This window comes from Abyssisolibacter fermentans, from assembly GCF_001559865.1.
GTDB classification, from domain to species: Bacteria; Bacillota; Clostridia; order Tissierellales; family MCWD3; genus Abyssisolibacter; species Abyssisolibacter fermentans.
Map to the genome: position 1 here is coordinate 38281 of NZ_LOHE01000058.1, position 19577 is coordinate 57857.

21 protein-coding genes are annotated in these 19577 nt (G+C 26.7%); all 21 read left to right on the forward strand.

The genetic code is table 11. The features are described 5' to 3' along the window. The 21 genes from AYC61_RS10225 to AYC61_RS10285 all read left to right on the forward strand — a co-directional run bounded on the left by AYC61_RS10225 (position 1) and on the right by AYC61_RS10285 (position 19077). Positions 1–795 (forward strand): HAD-IIA family hydrolase, encoded by a 795-nt coding sequence (locus AYC61_RS10225; RefSeq protein WP_066501192.1) that lies wholly within the window; start codon positions 1–3, stop codon positions 793–795. A 13-nt stretch (positions 796–808) separates the two neighbouring features. After that, the gene (locus AYC61_RS10230) at positions 809–1975 is read left to right on the forward strand and encodes an iron-containing alcohol dehydrogenase family protein (RefSeq protein ID WP_066501199.1); all 1167 of its coding nucleotides are present in this window, start codon (positions 809–811) and stop codon (positions 1973–1975) included. Between the two features lie 263 nt (positions 1976–2238). Continuing rightward, positions 2239–4257, forward strand: a complete 2019-nt coding sequence (locus AYC61_RS10235; RefSeq protein ID WP_066501207.1) for a BglG family transcription antiterminator — start codon at positions 2239–2241, stop codon at positions 4255–4257. Positions 4258–4302: 45 nt separating this feature from the next. Then, the gene (locus tag AYC61_RS10240; protein WP_066501217.1) at positions 4303–4611 is read left to right on the forward strand and encodes a PTS fructose transporter subunit IIB; all 309 of its coding nucleotides are present in this window, start codon (positions 4303–4305) and stop codon (positions 4609–4611) included. A 387-nt stretch (positions 4612–4998) separates the two neighbouring features. Further along, a complete protein-coding gene (locus tag AYC61_RS10245; protein WP_066501227.1) occupies positions 4999–5262 on the forward strand; it encodes an HPr family phosphocarrier protein in 264 nt (87 codons plus the stop codon). 11 nt (positions 5263–5273) lie between these two features. Then, entirely contained in the window at positions 5274–6977 is a 1704-nt protein-coding gene (gene ptsP, locus AYC61_RS10250) for a phosphoenolpyruvate--protein phosphotransferase (protein ID WP_066501235.1), read from the forward strand. A 587-nt stretch (positions 6978–7564) separates the two neighbouring features. Next, positions 7565–7690, forward strand: a complete 126-nt coding sequence (locus AYC61_RS22015; RefSeq protein WP_275935231.1) for a hypothetical protein — start codon at positions 7565–7567, stop codon at positions 7688–7690. A 381-nt stretch (positions 7691–8071) separates the two neighbouring features. After that, positions 8072–8194, forward strand: coding sequence for a hypothetical protein (locus AYC61_RS22020; protein ID WP_275935232.1), 123 nt, complete (start codon positions 8072–8074; stop codon positions 8192–8194). A gap of 69 nt (positions 8195–8263) precedes the next feature. Further along, positions 8264–8467, forward strand: a complete 204-nt coding sequence (locus AYC61_RS10255; protein ID WP_066501242.1) for a hypothetical protein — start codon at positions 8264–8266, stop codon at positions 8465–8467. Between the two features lie 572 nt (positions 8468–9039). Then, positions 9040–9177, forward strand: a complete 138-nt coding sequence (locus AYC61_RS21245) for a hypothetical protein (protein ID WP_156456428.1) — start codon at positions 9040–9042, stop codon at positions 9175–9177. 51 nt (positions 9178–9228) lie between these two features. Then, positions 9229–9384, forward strand: coding sequence for a hypothetical protein (locus AYC61_RS21250; protein ID WP_156456429.1), 156 nt, complete (start codon positions 9229–9231; stop codon positions 9382–9384). Between the two features lie 13 nt (positions 9385–9397). Beyond that, positions 9398–9547 carry a hypothetical protein gene (locus AYC61_RS21255; RefSeq protein WP_156456430.1) on the forward strand — a complete coding sequence of 50 codons (150 nt, stop codon included), beginning with the start codon at positions 9398–9400 and terminating at the stop codon, positions 9545–9547. A 48-nt stretch (positions 9548–9595) separates the two neighbouring features. Next, positions 9596–9730, forward strand: a complete 135-nt coding sequence (locus tag AYC61_RS22025; RefSeq protein WP_275935233.1) for a hypothetical protein — start codon at positions 9596–9598, stop codon at positions 9728–9730. A 243-nt stretch (positions 9731–9973) separates the two neighbouring features. Then, a complete protein-coding gene (locus tag AYC61_RS22030; RefSeq protein WP_275935234.1) occupies positions 9974–10105 on the forward strand; it encodes a hypothetical protein in 132 nt (43 codons plus the stop codon). Positions 10106–10352: 247 nt separating this feature from the next. Next, entirely contained in the window at positions 10353–10490 is a 138-nt protein-coding gene (locus AYC61_RS21260; RefSeq protein WP_156456431.1) for a hypothetical protein, read from the forward strand. 377 nt (positions 10491–10867) lie between these two features. Then, on the forward strand, positions 10868–12304 hold the full coding sequence (gene ccpM / locus AYC61_RS10260; RefSeq protein ID WP_066501254.1) for a Cys-rich peptide radical SAM maturase CcpM: 1437 nt from the start codon (positions 10868–10870) through the stop codon (positions 12302–12304). 17 nt (positions 12305–12321) lie between these two features. Continuing rightward, positions 12322–13428: a TIGR04066 family peptide maturation system protein gene (locus tag AYC61_RS10265; protein ID WP_066501262.1), complete on the forward strand. Its 1107-nt coding sequence runs from the start codon at positions 12322–12324 to the stop codon at positions 13426–13428. A 12-nt stretch (positions 13429–13440) separates the two neighbouring features. Further along, entirely contained in the window at positions 13441–13725 is a 285-nt protein-coding gene (locus AYC61_RS10270) for a peptide maturation system acyl carrier-related protein (protein WP_066501267.1), read from the forward strand. Between the two features lie 2 nt (positions 13726–13727). Continuing rightward, entirely contained in the window at positions 13728–15287 is a 1560-nt protein-coding gene (locus tag AYC61_RS10275; protein ID WP_066501273.1) for a S8 family serine peptidase, read from the forward strand. A 611-nt stretch (positions 15288–15898) separates the two neighbouring features. Then, positions 15899–17155 (forward strand): radical SAM protein, encoded by a 1257-nt coding sequence (locus AYC61_RS10280; protein ID WP_066501277.1) that lies wholly within the window; start codon positions 15899–15901, stop codon positions 17153–17155. Between the two features lie 779 nt (positions 17156–17934). After that, entirely contained in the window at positions 17935–19077 is a 1143-nt protein-coding gene (locus AYC61_RS10285) for a radical SAM protein (protein WP_162265459.1), read from the forward strand. Positions 19078–19577 lie beyond the last annotated feature (500 nt).

Genomic DNA, 19577 nt, shown 5'->3' on the forward strand with positions numbered 1-19577 from the left:
ATGAAAGACATAAAAGATATAAAATGTTTTCTCTTAGATATGGATGGAACGATATATCTGGGAGATCAATTGATAGATGGAGCATTAGATTTCTTGAGTTTATTAGAAGAACAAGACAAATCATTTGTGTTTTTAACTAATAACTCTTCTAAAAATAGCACAGTTTACGTAGAAAAACTAAAAAGACTAGGAATTGAAGTAGATGAAAACAAAATTTTCACATCTGGTGAAGCTACAACTATTTATCTAAAGAATAATAAACCGGGTGCAAAAGTATTTTTGTTAGGCACACCTTCTTTAGAAGAAGAATTTTGTAGGAATGGATTTACATTAGTAGATGGAAGAGATGAAGATATAGATTATGTAGTATTAGGCTTTGATACGACTTTGACTTATGAAAAACTATGGATTGCGTGTGATTATATAAGAAACGGTAAGACTTATTTAGCAACACATCCTGATTATAATTGTCCGCTAGAAGAAGGAAAATTCATGCCAGATGCAGGTGCAATGATAGCTTTTATAAAGGCTTCAACAGGAAAAGAGCCTTATGTAATAGGAAAGCCAAATAAGACGATTATAGATGCAGTAGCTAGTAAGTGCGGCTTCAAAAAAGAAGAAATAGCAATGGTTGGAGATAGATTATATACAGATATTAAAACGGGAGCTAATGCAGGAATCACTTCTGTTTTAGTACTATCAGGTGAGACTACTAATGAAGATTATGATAAATCAGACATAAGAGCAGACTTTGTATATCCATCCATAAAAGAATTAAAAGATGCAGTAAAATAGGAAGGTGAAATAATTGAAAGATTTTCAATTTTATTTAAAAACAAAAATAGATTTTGGAGAAAATAGCATTAAAAACTTAACAGTGCATTGTAAAGGAAGAAATGCTAAAAAAGTATTGATAGTAACGGATGAAAATTTAGTAAAAATTGGATTGGTTGATCCTATAAAAACAGAGCTTGAAGCTACAGGGATATCCTACGATATATATGATGAAGTAAAACCTAATCCTGAAGTTGGTATTATTGACAAAGGTGGAGATGCTGCTTCTCATGGTGGCTATGATTTAATAGTCGCTTTTGGTGGTGGTAGTAGTATGGATACTGCAAAAGGGATAGCAGTACTGGCTGTAAATGAAGGTAGTATTTATGATTATTTAGATGGTAGAGGAAATGAAAAAAGAAATATAGATGTAAAACCACTACCTATTATAGCAGTACCTACAACAGCAGGAACAGGTTCAGAGGCATCTATGTACTCAGTAATTACTGATGAAAAAACAAGGATAAAAGATTCTATAACGTCAGAGGATATTTATCCAGCAGTAGCAATTATAGACCCAGTATTGATGCTAGGACTACCTCCTAAGATAACAGCATATACAGGATTAGATGTTTTAGGACATGCACTTGAAGCATACACTTCTAAAATAGATAATGTAATGACAGATATGTTTGCAAAAGAAGCAATAAAGTTAGTATTTGAATATCTTCCGATTGCTGTGCAAAAAGGTGATTTAGAGTCAAGAAAAAAAATGGCCTATGCCTCATTAATAGCAGGAATTGCTATGAGTCATTGTGGTGCTACGATACCTCATGGATTAGGTTGTCCACTTTCGGGACATTGTGATTTACCACATGGACTTACAGTTGGATTACTTCAAATTCCAATGATTGATTTTAACAGAGATGTATTAAAAGATGAATTAATGGAAATTGCTAAATATATAAAACCAAACATTGAAATAAAACAAGATGAAGTTGCAGATTGGTTTATTGAAAGAATTAGAAATCTATTTAAAGAAATTAATGTAAATGAAAAATTAGAGGATACTGATAAGATTAAAGAAAAACTAGAAGCTATGACTGAGGATGCATTGATTCATGGTTGTACTGGATTAAATAAAAGGCTATTAGATAAGGAAACAGTTATAAAGATTTATAAAGAAACTATAAGCAGATAATCATTTAGTGTAAATTGTCATATAACGTTAAATAATATGCTGCAAAAGTTTAGCAGAGGACTAAAATCATTTGATTTTAGTTCTCTATGCATATGTGGCAAAAATATATAAACAATTGCCACAATAATATGTAATGAAGTATTACCTACAAATCAGCATCATTATGGTAAGATATAAGTAGTAGAATAAAAGTATACAATTTACCACATTAATATAATAATAGTCATACCATTTTATTATAAAAATGATTATGAGGTGTTAGGATGAAAAAACTTTCTAATGAAAGATGTGGCGAAATACTTAAAATTTTGATGGAAAATCAAAAGCCTATTACTATAAATGATATAGCTGATAAATTGAAAGTATCCAATAGAACTATAAGAAATGATTTGCAAAAAATCGAAGATTCTATTAAAAATAATGATGAAATAAAAATAATAAAAAAGCCAAGAATAGGTATTTGGATACAGACTACTTTAAAAGGGAAAAAGTTTTTACAAGCAGTAATATCTGATAATAATGAGTATATACAGCCATATTCATCAAAGTTACGAAAACGTTATATAATTAAACGGTTATTACTTTCGGACGATAGTGTAACTATGCAAAATTTAGGCAATGAGTTATATGTAAGCAGAATAACTATATACAATGATTTTGAAGAAGTTGAAAATTGGCTTTCAAAATATTCTCTAAAAATAAAGAGAAAGAAAAATTATGGTGTTGAAGTTGTAGGAAAAGAACAAGACTTAAGAAAAGCAGTTGCTGATTTACTTACAATACTTAGAAAAGAAGAAAAACGAGAGTCAGATTTTTACGACTTTAAACCTAATGAATTTAGAAGGATTCATAAACAGGCGCAAATACAACTGGAAGATTTATTTAAAAACATTGATTTAAATAAAATTGAGCTTATATTAACTCATGTAGAGCAAAATATGGATTTCAAACTTACAGATGAATCATATTCATGTTTAGTAATACATGTTGCTATAGCATTAGAAAGACTTAAAAAGAATAAAGTTGTACAAATGCTTGAAGGGCAGCTAAATGAACTAAAGAAAAAAAATGAATATAGAGTTGCAAAAAAAATATCTTCTCAAATAAAGGCTAGATTTGATATAGATTTTCCAGAGGCTGAGATTGGAAATTTAGCATTGCATATTTTATGTTCAAAGATACAACAAAATATTAAAAATAATAGCTCAGAAGAATTACTCATTAATATAGATACAGACATAATTGAGATAGCAAAAGAAATAATATTGTTAATTGAAAATATTTTATCAGTAGATTTCAGTAAGGATAATAAACTCTTTATAGGATTAGTATTACATTTGAGAGCTGCAATAAACAGAATGAAATATGGTTTAAGCATAAGAAATCCGCTGCTAAAAGATATAAAAAAGAATTATCCAAGTATATTTGGTGCAGCATGGGCATCGAGTGTACTGTTTGAAAAATATTTTGGTATAAAAGTAACAGAAGAAGAAATTGGATATATAGCTATTCACATAGGTGCTGCATTAGAGAGATTAAATGAAAAGACTAGAGCTGTTATTGTATGTAGCAGTGGTATAGGTACTGCTCAACTTGTTGCAGTTAGACTTGAAAGAGAAATAAGAGGATTAGAGATAGTAGATATTACTTCTGTTCATGATATAAAAAATATAAAAACTAATGACTTTGATTTAATTATTTCAACATTACCTTTTGAATATTTATCAAAGCCAGTTATACAGATAAATCCAATAATTAACAAGGATGATTTAGAAGCAGTTAAAAAATATTTAAAAAATATTGAAAATACAAGACGTTTTATAAAAGGTAATTTATCAGACAAAAAAAATGATTTATTTCAAAAAGAATTAATACTACCAAAAGTAAAAGCTACAAATAAAATTCAATTGATAAACGACTTATGTGGGATTCTAATAAATAAAGGATATGTAGAAAATGGATTTTTAAATATAGCTTTAGAAAGAGAAAGAATAACTTCAACAGCAGTTGGTAAGGGTGTTGCTATACCTCATGGTTCTCATGATTTTGTCAGTAAACCTACTATATTAGTTGCTACTTTAGAAGAACCTATAGAATGGTCTAATGGGAAAGTAGATATTGTATTTTTATTAGCTTTAAAATTCGAAAATAAAAACGAAATAAGATATTTTTTTAAGAATTTTTATTCTATGTTAGATAATGAAGAAATTTTGAATTTAATTAGAGATAAAAGAACTTCTGAAGAAATATATGAAGTTTTACTTGATAATAAAATATTTTAACCCTGATTGTTCATATAACATGGGTTTAGTTAATGGAGTGAGACTATGAATATATTAGCTGTTACAGCGTGCCCTTTGGGTATGGCTAGTACTTATATGGCAGCAGAAGGATTAGAAAGAGCAGCAAGAGAATTTGGTTTTGATATAAAAGTAGAGACACAAGGTTTTATGGGTGTAGAAAATGAGATAACTGATACTGATATAAAAAAAGGTGATGTAGTAATACTAACAAAGGATATGCCAATAAAGAATACTGATAGATTCAAAGAATTGCCCATAAAATATGTTTCAATATACGACACTATAAGAAAGTCAAATAAAATAATTAAAGAAATAATAGAGGATAATGCTTAAACTTTATTTTAGGAAGATTAAGTAAAAGAATTGTCATTAAATTTGTTTGGAATTAGTTTTTATGGGATTTCTCCTTTTTAAGTTTGATGTATCAGGGAATATTTAATATTCTCATTTAGTTAGAGAAATTCTTTTTAAAACATAAAAATATATAATCCCAGATTATTCATAGAAAATCAAATATTCTACTGCATCCTTCTGATTAGAAGATGTCCATTAAATTCTCGACATACCAACTCGGTATGCCTTCGAATTCACTGGAATTTTCTAATTCAAAATTATACAGCATACTATTCAAAGTTCTATGAATAATCAGGGATAGTATTTAACAATAGTTGTTAAGTTTTGCAACTGACTAAAATTAATTATAATTAGGGGGTTTAAACAATGTTTAAATTAGACGCTGTATTAAAAAATGAAACAGGATTACATGCTAGACCAGCGAGTATGTTTACAAAAGAAGCTTCAAAATATGAAGCAGACGTTAAAGTGATTAAAGAAGGAAAAGAATATAATGCAAAAAGTATAATGGGTATTTTAAGCATGGGTGCAATGAAAGGTGATGTTATCACTATAGTAGCTGATGGAAAAAATGAAAAGGAAGCTGTTGAAGCATTAAAGAAATTAGTTGACGACAACTTTGGTGAATAGGAGGCTATTTAATGAAAGGGATTGGAGCATCACCAGGGATTGCTATTGGTAGAGTTTTAATTAAAAATGAACAAAAAGTTGAAATAGTAAAAAAGGCTATAGATAATCCACAAGATGAAATAAAAAAGCTTACTGAAGCTAGAGAAATTGCTAAACAACAAGTTAAAAAGCTTCATCAATTAGCATTAAAAAATATGGGTGAAGAAGAAGCAAACATTTTCGAAGCTCATATGATGATAATTGATGATCCAGAATTCTTTAGTCAAGTAGAAGATAAAGTATCATCTGATAATGTAAATGTAGATTGGGCATTAAAGCAAGTATCTGATTTCTTCATTGATATGTTTGCAAATATGGATAATGAATATATGAGAGAAAGAGCTGCAGACATAAAAGATATTACTGGTAGAATAATGAAAATTCTTTTAGGAATTGAAATCACAGATTTCACCAATCTTGAAGAAGAAGTTATTATAGTTGCTAGAGATTTAACACCTTCTGACACTGCTTCGATGGATAAAAACAAAGTAATCGGTTTTGTTACAGAAATAGGTGGAAGAACTTCTCACTCTGCAATAATGGCTAGAACATTAGAAATACCAGCTGTTGTTGGATTGGATGGAATATTATCTCAAGTTAAAAATGGAGATAGTATAGTATTTGATGGAGACAAAGGTGAAGTACATGTAAATCCTTCACAAGATATTGTAGATGAAGCGAAAGCAACTAAAGAAGAATATGACAAATTCCAAAAAATGCTAAGAGAGCTTGTTGGAAAACCAAGTGTATCAAAAGATGGAGTTAGAGTTGAACTTGCTGGTAATATAGGAACACCAAATGATTTAGAAGGTGTAATTAGGAATGATGCAGAAGGTATAGGATTATATAGAACAGAATTTTTATATATGGATAGAGAGAAGTTACCAACTGAAGATGAACAATTCGAAGCTTACAAGGCAGTATTAGAAGGTTTAAATGGTAAGCCAGTAGTAATTAGAACACTAGATATAGGTGGAGATAAAAAGCTTTCTTATATGGAAATGCCTGAAGAAATGAATCCTTTCCTAGGATATAGAGCTATTAGACTTTGCTTAGATAAAGTAGGTATTTTTAAAACACAACTTAGAGCACTTTTTAGAGCTAGTGTTCATGGAAATTTAAGAATAATGTTTCCTATGATATCTAGTATTGAAGAGCTTAGAAAAGCAAAAGCAATAGTAGAAGAAGTAAAGGATGAATTGAGAAAAGAAGGTATCAAGTACAGTGATTCAGTACAAATTGGTATGATGATAGAAATTCCAGCTACAGCAATACTATCAGATATGTTTGCGAAAGAGGTTGATTTCTTCAGTATAGGTACTAATGATTTAATCCAATATACAACTGCGGTTGATAGAATGAATCAAAAAATATCTCACTTATACAATCAATTCCATCCAGCTTTATTAAGATTAATTAAGATGACTATTGAAAATGGTCATAAAGAAGGAATTTGGGTTGGAATGTGTGGAGAAGTTGCTGGAGATCCTAAATTAATTCCAATACTTTTAGGATTTGGATTAGATGAGTTTAGTATGAGTCCAATATCCATACTTAAGGCTAGACATATAATAAAAAATATTTCTAAAGAAGAAATGAAAGAACATGCACAAAAAGTTGTTATGTTACCAACAGCTGAGGATGTTAAGAAATATATTGATGAAAATATAAAATAATATATAAATTTTAGAGATGTTTTAAAATGGCAAAAGTTGCTGTTTTAAAACATCTTTTTTTTTAACCCAGATTATTCATAGAAAATTAAATTTTGTTTATGAATAGATTGCTTATATTTTAAACTGTTATTAAAGCAAAATACTTTTCAAAAAATTAGTAGTCCAATTGTCATCCCAATAATCCAGTAAGTTTAAAAAAGTGTATGTCAATGTCTCAGACATATGTAATTGTAGAAGCTGCATAGTTTTCTACTAAAATAATAGAATGATTAATATTAAATATATATATGCTTTTAATTAAAGAAAAGTTATGTTAGTTAATCTTTAATTTTTTTTGTTTTAATTTTAAATAAAAAAACTGGAACAAAAATGAATATGTAATAATCTAACATATAAAAGAATATATATATTCTAATCCCTATATGATTCCTAAATACCAAGGAATAATAAACGTTCAAAAAGATTAACCTTTGGATAAATTAGGATTTGTAAGCTAGAACGATTCAAGAAAAAATATTTTCATAAATGTTTATTAAAGCTATATAGTCCTCAAGTAGGACAAGTATCTAAATGAAAGGAGTGATGTTGTGAAAAAATTACTAAAAAAAATACAGAATGAATCTTCAACAGAATTGTTTACAGCTTGCAAATGTTATTGTTCACCAAATGAAGACAGAGCTTTAAATACTTTGATGGCAACTAGATTACCATAATAATTATTAATTAGTAAGCAGGGCTTATATTATGTATGTTAGCTTAATTCTGAATTAAAAAGATTATGAAATAGAATTTATAGCTCAAACATAAGAGATGTTTCAGCTTAAATTCATACTACTTGGGATAGTTAAAAATATATTTTTATTAGAAACAATAATATTTATAACTAATAGGCAATATATATTAAAAGACTTAGATAATATTATAGGCCTTTAGGACAAAAAAGTAGTACAAATAGGCAAACATAAAGGTTTGCTTAGAAGAGTAAAGATTATTTAGAAATAGTTAAATAAGCAAATTAATTTTAAATCTATCCCAAAATTGAATTATCATGACTTTATTAAGTTTAATCAATATAAATGAGAAAGGAAGATTGTATGAAAAAATTAATGAAAAAAATTAGAAAAGTGGAGTTTTATAGTGATCCACCTGTATATGATTGTAAATGTGGAGTAAGATTTGATTATTATGATGTTTATTATAATGGGTTGATTGATTGAGTCATTTAAATCATCATAAAAATTGTAATATGAACGGAAAAATTGAATAAAAGTATAAAAGTGAATAGTATGAATATATTTATTTCTTCAATGAATGTATTGACTAAGTCTATTTTAAGAAAGGATGATTTTGTGAAAAAATTAATAAAAAAAGTTAGTTTTATTAGTTTAGAAAAATGTAGACCTTATTGTACATGTATTTGTAGACAAATAGATATAGATTATCGTGATGATTACGAAGAAAGTAAGATAATTGAGCATCCTGAATATTAAGCAGTTATAAAATTGTTATTGAAATATAAAATTATAAAATTTATCAAGCAAATAATCAATTGAGCTTAACATTAATAAATAATATTTAATATTTTTTTATCTTTGGTTTTTAAAAGAGTTAATTTGATAAAAAAATTATCAAAGAGATTAAATATTAAAGATGTAATAATTAATGATTTTCATTTTAATGTAGAGTAATTAGTAAAGTATGCTATATAAAAGACTTATAACTTACTATATTAAATTTAGATTTGCTAAGCTTAATTACAATTAGTAAATGATGATTGTATGGAAGAATTAATCAAAAAAATTAGACCTAATATAAAAAATATTAAGTCTAATTAATATAAAAAAAGGATGATTGTATGAAAAAATTATTTAAAAAATAATTTATAGACTATAGCATGAATTTTTTTTCTAGATAATTAGTTAACTAAAATTTTAATAACAATATAATTATAACATGATAAATCCAATTTACCAAATTTTTATATAATATACAAAACTTTATTACAAAAATGTATTATAAAAAATGTAATAAAATTAATATTTATTTGGAAGGAGGTGTCATAATGAAAAAGTTACAAAAAAAAGTAAATTTAAAAACATTACAGACTTATAATGAATTGAACAATATTTGTATATGTATGTGTGCTTATAAAATTATTCCTGAAGACTCTAATGATGCTGTATATTATTGGAGAATATAGTGTCAGATTGCAAAATAAAACTAACATAATTATTAATGAAAGGGTGGTTGTATGAAAAAATTAGTAAAGAAAATAGGCTTAAATACCATAGAAAAAAATACTGATTTATCAGTAAAATGCTTATGTGCATGCATGTTACCACCACTAAGTAAAAATTCTTTTATAGATGATAGACTTTTTGCAGATAGACGTTATTACTACCAGTAAAAGGGGAATATATATGAGAAAATTAGTAAAGAAAGCTAATTTAAAATCAATACAAACTTATAATGAATTGTTTATGCTTTGTGATTGTGCATGCCTACACGAAGTAGCGGTTGATGCTAAAGCTCAAAGCAATTGTATGCGTATGGATATTACAAAACTATAAGTTAGATTTAGTTTATTTTTGACTAATAAAAAATAAGGAGGGGAATATATGAAAAAATTAACTAAAAAAGTTAATGCAAAAACATTGAATGGTTATAGTGAAATTTTTTATTCTTGTAATTGTATGTGCCCTGTGTCCCTTGAATACGTTTATGATCTTAAAGCTAGTTTTTTTAGATATTAGGTAATTAACTATTAATGAAAAATTTTTATTAAAAAATTAGTATTTTAGGATATAAACCATTTACGCTAGTGAAATAAACTATTTAAAATGAGTTATATTTTACTAGCGTATGTAAATATATATGTCCTTATGCGCTTAAAGACTTAGCTGATAATAGAGTTTTTACTACCACTATAATTTACAATATCATAAAAAATTGTTTTATGTCAGTGCTATTAAATATTTAAAATAGGAGGTGTAACTATGAAAAAGCTAGTAAAAAAGGTAAATCTAAAGTCTCTTCAGTTATATGGACAATCTCTTAGAGGATGTGCATGTAATTGTCCTATGACTCTTGAAGATCTTTGTAATTATTCACGTGCTTTTGCTATATGATACTTAAGTTATAAAAATTAGTTAGTAAATATATTTTTCTAATGGTTTAGTATTTTACTGGCGCATGAAATTAATTAGTTTGATTGCAATATATTAAAATCAAATAGTCTTTTACCATAAAGATGCAAATGAAGAAGGTTACGTGTCTTGAAAACAATAATGATGAGTGCTAAGTTCACTTATTATAAAAAATTTGAGTATTCATATTAACTTTATATGAAAATTTTAAATGTTATGAGGTGATAATATGAAGAAATTAACAAAAAAATTTGATATTAACACATTAAAATTAAACAAACTTCCACCATATAAGTGTATATGTGCATGTAGTATTATTTATGATAATACCTACGATGAACAGCAAAATACCTATTTTTATAACTAAATAATTTTATATATGTATATAAAAAAATTACTAGATGTCCGTATGCTAATATTTTATATACATATATAAATACATATTCAAATCAATATAATAAAAATTAATAAAAATTAAAATGGTTATAAAGCTTCAATCAGATAGTTACCAAGAATATATTTGAAAATCAATACAAAGTTTTCAAGTTAAATGTTACTGTATATGTGACCCACTAAAAATGCTTGAATATATAGATAGATGGGACGGAAGAGCTCCAAGTATTCTTACCTATTAAGCTAAGTTATATATCTATTTAATTATTAAATAAGATTTTACTGATTGGAGCTTGTATACAGATAAAGTTTTAAATGGAATAAATTATACAAAAATAAGGAGATGATAACATGTTACCTAAAAAACCATTTATACATACTTTTATAACTAGGGACAAAAAGTATGTGTACGATGTTAATACTAATACCATACTTAATATATCTGATGATGTGTTTGATTATTTAAGTACAGGTATTAATGAGGAAAAAGAAATAAGCAATGACTTAAGAGTAAAAATAGAAAAAATGGTTGATCAAGGATTTTTATCAGAAAGACGTATTAAAGAAATAGAACATCCTTATAATGAAATGTTACCTTTCTATCTCAAAAACAGATTGAATACAGTAACTTTGCAAGTAACACAAAGATGCAATTTGAGATGTAGTTACTGTGCATATTCGGGTAAATATGAAGAGAGAGTTCATTCAGATCTTGATATGAGCTTTGAAACTGCTAAAAAAAGTTTGGATTTTGTTATAGATAATTCCTCAGAAGCTCAAGTTATAAGTATCGGATTTTATGGCGGAGAGCCTTTATTGATGTTTGATTTGATTAAAAAATGTGTTGAGTATGCAAAAGAAAATGCAGATGGTAGAGAAATTTATTATCATATGACTACAAATGGAACTTTATTAAGAGGAGAGATACTTGAATATCTTGTGGAAAACGATTTCAAACTTTTGATTAGTATAGATGGACCACAAGAAATACATGATAAAAACAGGGTTTTTGCTGCAAACGGAAAAGGTACATTCAGAGTAATAATGGATAATATAAGAGATATGCATAAAAAATACCCTGAATATGTAAAAAACAAGATTAGTTTTAATGCTGTTCTTGATGGAACAACAGATTTCAGTTGCACAAAACAGTTCTTTGCTGATTATGATGAAATAAAGGACTTAAATGTTAATACTAGTTTTATTTCTGACAAGTATGCAAAGGTGAATTTTGATGTATATGAAAAATATAAAATACAGTACAGCTATGAGAAATTCAAAGTATTATTGAACAAAATTGGTAGATTAGATAGTAACCTAACATCTGATTTATTTGATTCTCAATTTATTAGATTAAAACAAAATCTTTATGAAAGAGAATTTAGTTCATCAATAAATGATAAAGAACACCCAGGTGGTCCATGTGTTCCAGGTGTAAAAAAACTTTTTGTTAATGTTGACGGAGACTTTTTCCCATGTGAAAGAGTTAGTGAAATATCTAAACCGATGATTATTGGTAATATCGATGATGGTTTTTATCTTGATAAGATAAGAGCTATATTAAATATCGGTAAGTTAAGCGAAGATCTTTGTAAAAACTGTTGGGCATTTAGATTTTGTACCATGTGTGCATCTGCTGCTGATGCGATTGGTGAATTATCCAGAGAAACAAAAATAAAAGGCTGTCCGTCAGTTAAATTTAATGCAGAAAAAGATTTAGAAGAACTTTGTATACTAAAAGAATTTGGATGTACTTTCGATACAGATTTAGGCTTTGTAGATCTATAAAAAAGGGGGCGAAAATATTGATTAAAAAGAAAGCTTTTATATATCCATATGATAGTGAGTCAACACATTTTTTTAGATTTAATGAAATGAACAAAATGTATGATGTGGTTGGTGCAGTATCACCAAATGGTTGGGGATTAAGAGGCAAAGACGTAGGAAGTGCTGATGCTGGACATGCTTTAAATATAAAAGTAAAGGATAAAATTGAAGATACAGACGAATTTGACACATTATTTTTAGTAGATTCAAAAATAGAACTTGATTTTGAAAAGTACATTTTTCCTAAACTTAAGCAAGTTGTAAAAAATAAAAAAGAAATAGTAAATGTGAGAGAGTTAACTGATGAGCAGCTTAAGCAAATTATAGACTTATGTAAAGAAAATAATGTTGGTTTTAAAAATATACTAGAAAAACATTATAATCTACATGACATAAAAATAATTTATGATATAACTGTTCCAGTTGTATTCGTAGCAGGAATATCTGATAGAACTAATAAATTTGACATACAGCTTTCATTAAGGAAAGAATTCGAAAATATGGGATATAAAGTTTCGCAAATAGGAACTAAAAATCACTGTGAATTATTTGGTTTTCATTCATTCCCATCATTTATGTTTGAAAATGGTACAAGTAATATTGAAAAAATCAAGAAGTTTAATAGTTTTGTCAAAGGAATAGAAGTGCTTGAAAAACCACATGTAATCATAATAGGTATTCCGAGGAGTTTAGCACCTATTTGCAAAGAATTACCTGATGATTTCGGATGTACAGGTTTTATGGTATCAAGAGCAGTCAAACCTGACGCAGCTATTGTGAGTATGATGTACAATAATTACAAAGCTGACTATTTTGAAGAAATTCAAAATTTATGCAAGTATAGATTTGATTTTGAAATTGATTGCTTTAATATAGCTAATAATCAACTAGACTATCAAGATTCGAAATTCTTCCTAAATAAATTATATACAGTAATTGATTCTGATTATATAGACGAAAAGATTAAACATTATAAAGCAACAAAGCCTATTTATAATGTTCAGAAAAAAGAAGATAGAATAAAAATGGCTAGTTATTTAATAGATGTACTTGCAGGTGAAGAATTTATAGAGGATGTATTATAAAGGAGGGTTAAAATGGAAGCTGTTTGTGAAGTAAGTAGAGTTAATGAATACAAAGAAATGCTTAATAAAATATTTATAAAAAGATTTAATATAGATTATAACAAGTTTGGTGATGAATCATATTATGATAAACACTTTTTAGGAACAGATATTAGATTAAATCCTACAGATTTATTATATTTACTTCGTGATGTGGAAAAAGAATTTGGAATAACAATTAGCGAACAAAATCTAGCACAAGGGAAATTTAGTAGCTTTAACAGCGTGATTGAAATATTGGAAACTCAGGCTGATTAAACATGAAACAAATCCATATAGCAATAATAGATGATGGTGTAAATGAGAGATATTTTGATACATCTCTCATTTACAATTTAGAAGTAACCGAAGATTTAGAGATAATAAACAGAATAGATTATAATAAAGAAAAAAAAAATCACGCAACTACATGTGCTGGTATTATAAAGAAATATGTTTCGTGCAATATACAATTAAGTAGTATAAAGGTTTTAAGCAAATATGGAGATGGAAAGCTAAATAAATTATTAGCGGCAATGGAGTGGTGCATAGAAAATGACATAGATATTATAAATTTAAGCATGGGTACTGTGTGTTATCAAGATAAAAAATCAATAAAAGATGTAATTTATAAAGCATTCAAAAAAGGGATAATTATAATTGCAGCAAACAAAAATGATAGAATAATAACTTATCCAGCAGTATTTATGAATACAATTGGAGTAAAATGTTCTATTACTGGTGATTTAAAAGAGGGAGAATATATATATAACCATGAATCAGCTGATGGAGTACATATTATTGCATGTGGTAGTCATATGTTGAAAAATCACTTATCTATAGAAAAGAAAGTGCAAAATTGCAACAGTTTTGCTACTCCTATGATAACAGCATTTGTAGCTGATTATTTAGCTACAAATCCAAATGCAGATTTAAATAGTATAAAAGAATATTTATATAAAAGTTCTATAAATTATAATAATCAAAAATATTATCAAACATATCTGGAACTTGATTGGATAAAAAATCCCATAATATTCACTTCAAATAATATTATTAAACCATCATATTTCAATGCTGTTGACATAATAAATATAAATCATTTGGAAAATGATCAAATAGTTCCATATATATTAGGATATCTATCAACAATTAAAAGTAGATTAATAAAAATAGACTCCATAATATTTGATTTATATAATTGTAATATAAATATTGACGATATTGAAGAGTTTATTAAATATGTTATAAGTATAAACAAGAAGCCTATAATTTTAAATCATAATAAAGATGATAAAGTTATAAAAAATATATTAAAAAATGTAAACAGTCCTGTTTACTTTAATAATATTGACATACCATTAAATGTAAAAAAAAGAGAAGAAATGCCTTTAATAATAATAAAGGATTCGAATCTTGATTTAGTTCTAAATGTTTTAGTCGAATTAGGAAAACTTTTTGAAGAAAATGGTTACAATCCTACCATATTTACAAATAGTATGTATGGTTTGTTTTATGATTTCAGACAAATAGATGAAAAAAATAGAGATAATATTAATAATATTAATAGTATGATTGACTTCTATAATGGCGATATAGGTATAATTGGAATTGCTGCCAAAGATAATGTACTATACGAATTAGATGCTATGTTAGATATAGATGTATATATATTGAATCAAAACGATAAAACATATATAGAATATTATAAAAAAATGGCTCGTGGAGATAAAGAAATGTTAGTATTAAAGTTTCCTAGTGACAACCAAATAAAAGAATATGCTAACATGATATATGAGCAAATAGTAGATTTTTATGATACTGAAGAGATTATAGTTTAAATTATAAATTTAAGTAGTAAGCTTTGTACAATAAATTAGATTATGTTAAACTTAAAAAGTTGCATAATTTCAATGTATTGGAAAGCTTACTATTTTTTTAACAAGAAAATAAAGTAAGAAAAATAAATAAATATAAATTAATATATATAAAAACATATTAACTAAAATTAATATTATATTAAAAAAAATTAATAAAATAGAAAAATAAACTAAATTATGCTATAATATGTTTACAACACCAATCATTATAAATTCATACAAAATATTCACAAATTAAACAAATCATAAAAAAATATTCAATATAATTTTACTAATATAAAAATTTAAACCTGATTATTCGTATAACTCCCGATAATATGCTGTAGGTTTCTGAATTAGGAGATTTCAGTGAATTCGAAGGCATACCGAATTGGTATGTCGAGAAGTTAATGGATATCTTCTAATCAGAAGGATTTTATTAATGAATCTCCTATTTTAGGAGTAAGCGATTCACGCCAAATCAAGATTTGGGTTCACTGCTCATAATTTTCTATGAATAATCTGGGTTTAATTGCTAAATAAAAAAAGAGAGGAGGAGTTACAGAAGCTAATATTTCTGTAATATAGGTTATATGTATCCGTATATCCAAAAAAATACAACATTGCACTATTTAGATAAAAATGCTGTTCTTTATGGAGATGTAAAAAGATATATAATAAATAATGTTGAAGTATATATGTCAGAAAAAATAGATGGTATGAAAACAAAAGATGAAATAGTTAAAGAGATAGCGAATGATTTAGAATCAGATGATATTGATAGAATTAGAAGTATATTTGATGAGTTTGTTAATAGTAAATCATTACTTATAAAAACTAGTGAAACACCAAAAAGTCATATTATTAAAAGAACAGGAATTAAAGGTAAAAAGGTACCATTAAATGTGATTTTAAGTTTAACAAATAAGTGTGTTATGAGCTGTGAGCACTGCTTCAAAAGCTGTAGCACACAGGGTAATATATCAATTAGTTATAATAAATTAATGAATACACTAAAATTTTTAAGTGGAAAAACTATGACAGTTCAATTAACCGGTGGAGAGCCTATGGCTTATGATAGATTTTTAGATGTATTAGATTACTGCTCAGAAAACTTTGAAACAAGAATAACTACTACTGCAGTTTTAATTAATAAAAATAATATTGACCATTTCAAAAATGTAAGAATGATCCAAGTGTCAGTATATTCAAATAACCCTGAAGAACATGATATGTTTACTAATTTAAATGGTTCATTTGATAAAACTATTAATGGAATAGATACAATTGTACAAGCAGGTATACCGGTTTGTATTTCAACAATAGTTACTAAGAGAAATAAGGATAGAATACAAGATATGATCGAGCTAGCATTAGAGCATGGTGTAGATAAATTAAGATTTGGATCATTAGTTCCAATGGGAAGATGTTTAAAACTTAAGGATCAAATATGCTTATCAAATGATGAAATTGATGAAATGACTGGCATTATAGATGAGTTTTCAAATAAATATAAAGATAAAATTAATATTGGAAATTGGGAAAGTAGTAAAAATGAATTTGAAAAAGACAGGGACAAAGATATGGATTGCTTTGATTGTGGAGCAGGTCTTTGCCAGTGGATTATAAATGAAAATGGAAATGTTAAGCCTTGTGAGTTCATTCCGGATGAAATATTTACAATGGGATGTATTGAAGAAGAAAGCGTAGAAGATATACTTGAACAGTATAATTTGAACAACCTTGCAAGAAGCATTAAAAAATGGGAGAAAGACTTAAATGATATAAATTCAACTGTTAATGAAATATGTCCAAATATTAGAAAATACTATGAAGAAAAATGTGTTTAATATTATTATATTAAAAACTTTTTAGATATATATATGACTCATTTTTCATTATTAAAAAAGGAGGTGAAAATATGAATAAAAAAGAATTTTTTAATTACACTGTAAGTAATAGCACTTTGAAAACGTGTGGTGAATTTCCTGGTGGTTTATTAGATTGCGAACCACGTGTTGTAGCAGCAATTTAGTTCATCTCATTAAATAAGTCTGATTTTTCAGGCTTATTTATTTGCCATCAAAGGTTTTGTTTTTTAATAGCAATAAGGTAAAGTTTTAAAAAAACAAATTCAAGAATGATAAAAATTGATTAGTAGAGACATGAATAATTCTAAGTATGTAATGAATAATGTTATGAAAAAAAATACAAGAAACCTTCTTGGTAAGAATTAAAAAATAAAATTCCAAGAAGGTTTTTTTGTTGTATTGAGATTTAATTAAATCAAGCTTTTAACATTTCACATCATGTTCTATAGCTAAGTCCACAATATCTTGCAGCCTATTTTTTTATTCTTTGTAACCAAACTCGAAATTGTAAATTGTATACCTGTAACAGCAAAATACTAAAATGAACAATATTTACAATTAAAAACAAATATGGTACAATATATATTGTAAATACAAATAATAAATTAGTAGAGAGGAGGAATTACAGAAGATAATTCTGTAATAAAAAACTCATGTATCCATATATTGTTGAGAACACCATATTGCATTACTTGGGTAGCAACGCTGTTCTTTATGGGAATGTTGAAAGGTATATAATAAACAAAATCGAAATATATATGTCAGAAAAAATTGATGGTAAAAAGACAGAGGATGAAATAATTAAAGAAATAGCAGATGAGTTAGAATTAAATGATATTAAAAAGATTGGTTGTATATTTGATGAGTTTGTTGAAAGTAAACCATTACTTATAAAAAAAAGTAAAGTGCCTAAAAACCATATTATTAAAAGAACAGGAATCAAAGGTAAAAACGTACCATTAAATATTATATTAAGTTTAACAAATAAGTGTGTAATGAATTGTGAACATTGCTATAAAAGTTGTAGTACAAAGGGGAATAAATCACTTAACTATAATAAGTTGATGAATGTATTAAAATTTTTGACTGGCAAATCTCTGACCTTACAGTTAACAGGAGGAGAACCTATGGCATATGACAGTTTTTTAGATGTATTAGACTACTGCTCTGAAAACTTTAGAACAACTATAACTACTACTGCTGTTATGATAAATAATAAGAACATAGATCATTTCAAGAAGGTTGAAAGAATTCAAGTATCCGTATATTCAAATGATTCTAAAGAACATGATATGATTACAAATTTAGAAGGCTCTTTTGAAAAAACTATAAATGGTATTGATACAATTGTAAAAGCAAGTATACCTGTTACAATAGCAACTATAATAACTAAGAGAAATAAAGATAGATTGGAAGACATGATTGATTTAGCAGTAGAACATGGTGTGAATCAACTTAATTTTGGAGCACTAATACCAATGGGAAGAGGTATAGAACTTAAGGATACAATATGTTTATCAACTCAGGAAAAAGAGCAAATTACCGAGATCATAGACAAGTTATCTGACAGATATAAAGATAAAATTTATATTCAAAAATGGAAAACAAATAGTGAAATGAAAAAAATGGATGATCAGAATTGTTATGATTGTGGAGCAGGACTTTTTCAGTGGGTTATAAGTGAATATGGAAATATAAAACCTTGTGATTATGTACCAGACGATATATTTTCTGTAGGCTGCATAGAAGAAGAAAACATAGAAGATATACTTGATAAATATACAATGGACAAACTGTCACAAAGTACAAAAAAATGGGAAGATAAATTGAATAGAATAAATTCAAGTGTTAAAGAAATATGTCCAATTATTATGGAATATTACAATGAAAAATGTATTTAACGATAATTCATTAAAGTTTTGAAAAGCGTAGAAAACTAACTATAAATTACATTTAAATAAAAAGGAGGTGAAAAAATGAATAAAAAGGAATTTTTAAATTATAAAGCAAGTTCAAATAAATGGCCTGGGTGTGATGAGTTCATAGCAAACTGTTTGCCTGGAAAGTTAGGACCAATTTAAGATTAGTAATACAAAAAACTGAGTCTATGGCTCAGTTTTTTATATAATAAGAAAGTTCAACTTTTTTAATAAGAGTTCAAAAAAATTGCTAAAATAGCTAGGGTAAACCTTTGAGTAAAGTATGGCTCAATGTTTTTGTGTTGAAGCTTTACAAGACATTTTTTTTACTCGGAGATGCTTATATTTTTTTAATTATATGAAGATGAAAAAATATAGGCATCAATGTCGTGCACAAAAAATGTATTGTAGCTTCTAAAGGATATAATGGTTTATTTCTTTAAGGTCAAGCGTTGTGAGTCAGAAGTTTTTACATAATGGTT

Coding starts and splice junctions, on each gene's coding strand:
- AYC61_RS21260 (WP_156456431.1), top strand. CDS start 10,353: ATGAAGAAATTAACAAAAAAATTTGATATTAACACATTAAAATTAAAC.
- ccpM (WP_066501254.1), top strand. CDS start 10,868: ATGTTACCTAAAAAACCATTTATACATACTTTTATAACTAGGGACAAA.
- AYC61_RS22020 (WP_275935232.1), top strand. CDS start 8,072: ATGAAAAAATTAATGAAAAAAATTAGAAAAGTGGAGTTTTATAGTGAT.
- AYC61_RS10285 (WP_162265459.1), top strand. CDS start 17,935: ATGTCAGAAAAAATTGATGGTAAAAAGACAGAGGATGAAATAATTAAA.
- AYC61_RS22025 (WP_275935233.1), top strand. CDS start 9,596: ATGAAAAAATTAACTAAAAAAGTTAATGCAAAAACATTGAATGGTTAT.
- AYC61_RS21250 (WP_156456429.1), top strand. CDS start 9,229: ATGAAAAAATTAGTAAAGAAAATAGGCTTAAATACCATAGAAAAAAAT.
- AYC61_RS10270 (WP_066501267.1), top strand. CDS start 13,441: ATGGAAGCTGTTTGTGAAGTAAGTAGAGTTAATGAATACAAAGAAATG.
- ptsP (WP_066501235.1), top strand. CDS start 5,274: ATGAAAGGGATTGGAGCATCACCAGGGATTGCTATTGGTAGAGTTTTA.
- AYC61_RS10280 (WP_066501277.1), top strand. CDS start 15,899: ATGTATCCGTATATCCAAAAAAATACAACATTGCACTATTTAGATAAA.
- AYC61_RS10245 (WP_066501227.1), top strand. CDS start 4,999: ATGTTTAAATTAGACGCTGTATTAAAAAATGAAACAGGATTACATGCT.
- AYC61_RS21255 (WP_156456430.1), top strand. CDS start 9,398: ATGAGAAAATTAGTAAAGAAAGCTAATTTAAAATCAATACAAACTTAT.
- AYC61_RS21245 (WP_156456428.1), top strand. CDS start 9,040: ATGAAAAAGTTACAAAAAAAAGTAAATTTAAAAACATTACAGACTTAT.
- AYC61_RS10240 (WP_066501217.1), top strand. CDS start 4,303: ATGAATATATTAGCTGTTACAGCGTGCCCTTTGGGTATGGCTAGTACT.
- AYC61_RS10225 (WP_066501192.1), top strand. CDS start 1: ATGAAAGACATAAAAGATATAAAATGTTTTCTCTTAGATATGGATGGA.
- AYC61_RS22030 (WP_275935234.1), top strand. CDS start 9,974: ATGAAAAAGCTAGTAAAAAAGGTAAATCTAAAGTCTCTTCAGTTATAT.
- AYC61_RS10255 (WP_066501242.1), top strand. CDS start 8,264: ATGAATATATTTATTTCTTCAATGAATGTATTGACTAAGTCTATTTTA.
- AYC61_RS10235 (WP_066501207.1), top strand. CDS start 2,239: ATGAAAAAACTTTCTAATGAAAGATGTGGCGAAATACTTAAAATTTTG.
- AYC61_RS10275 (WP_066501273.1), top strand. CDS start 13,728: ATGAAACAAATCCATATAGCAATAATAGATGATGGTGTAAATGAGAGA.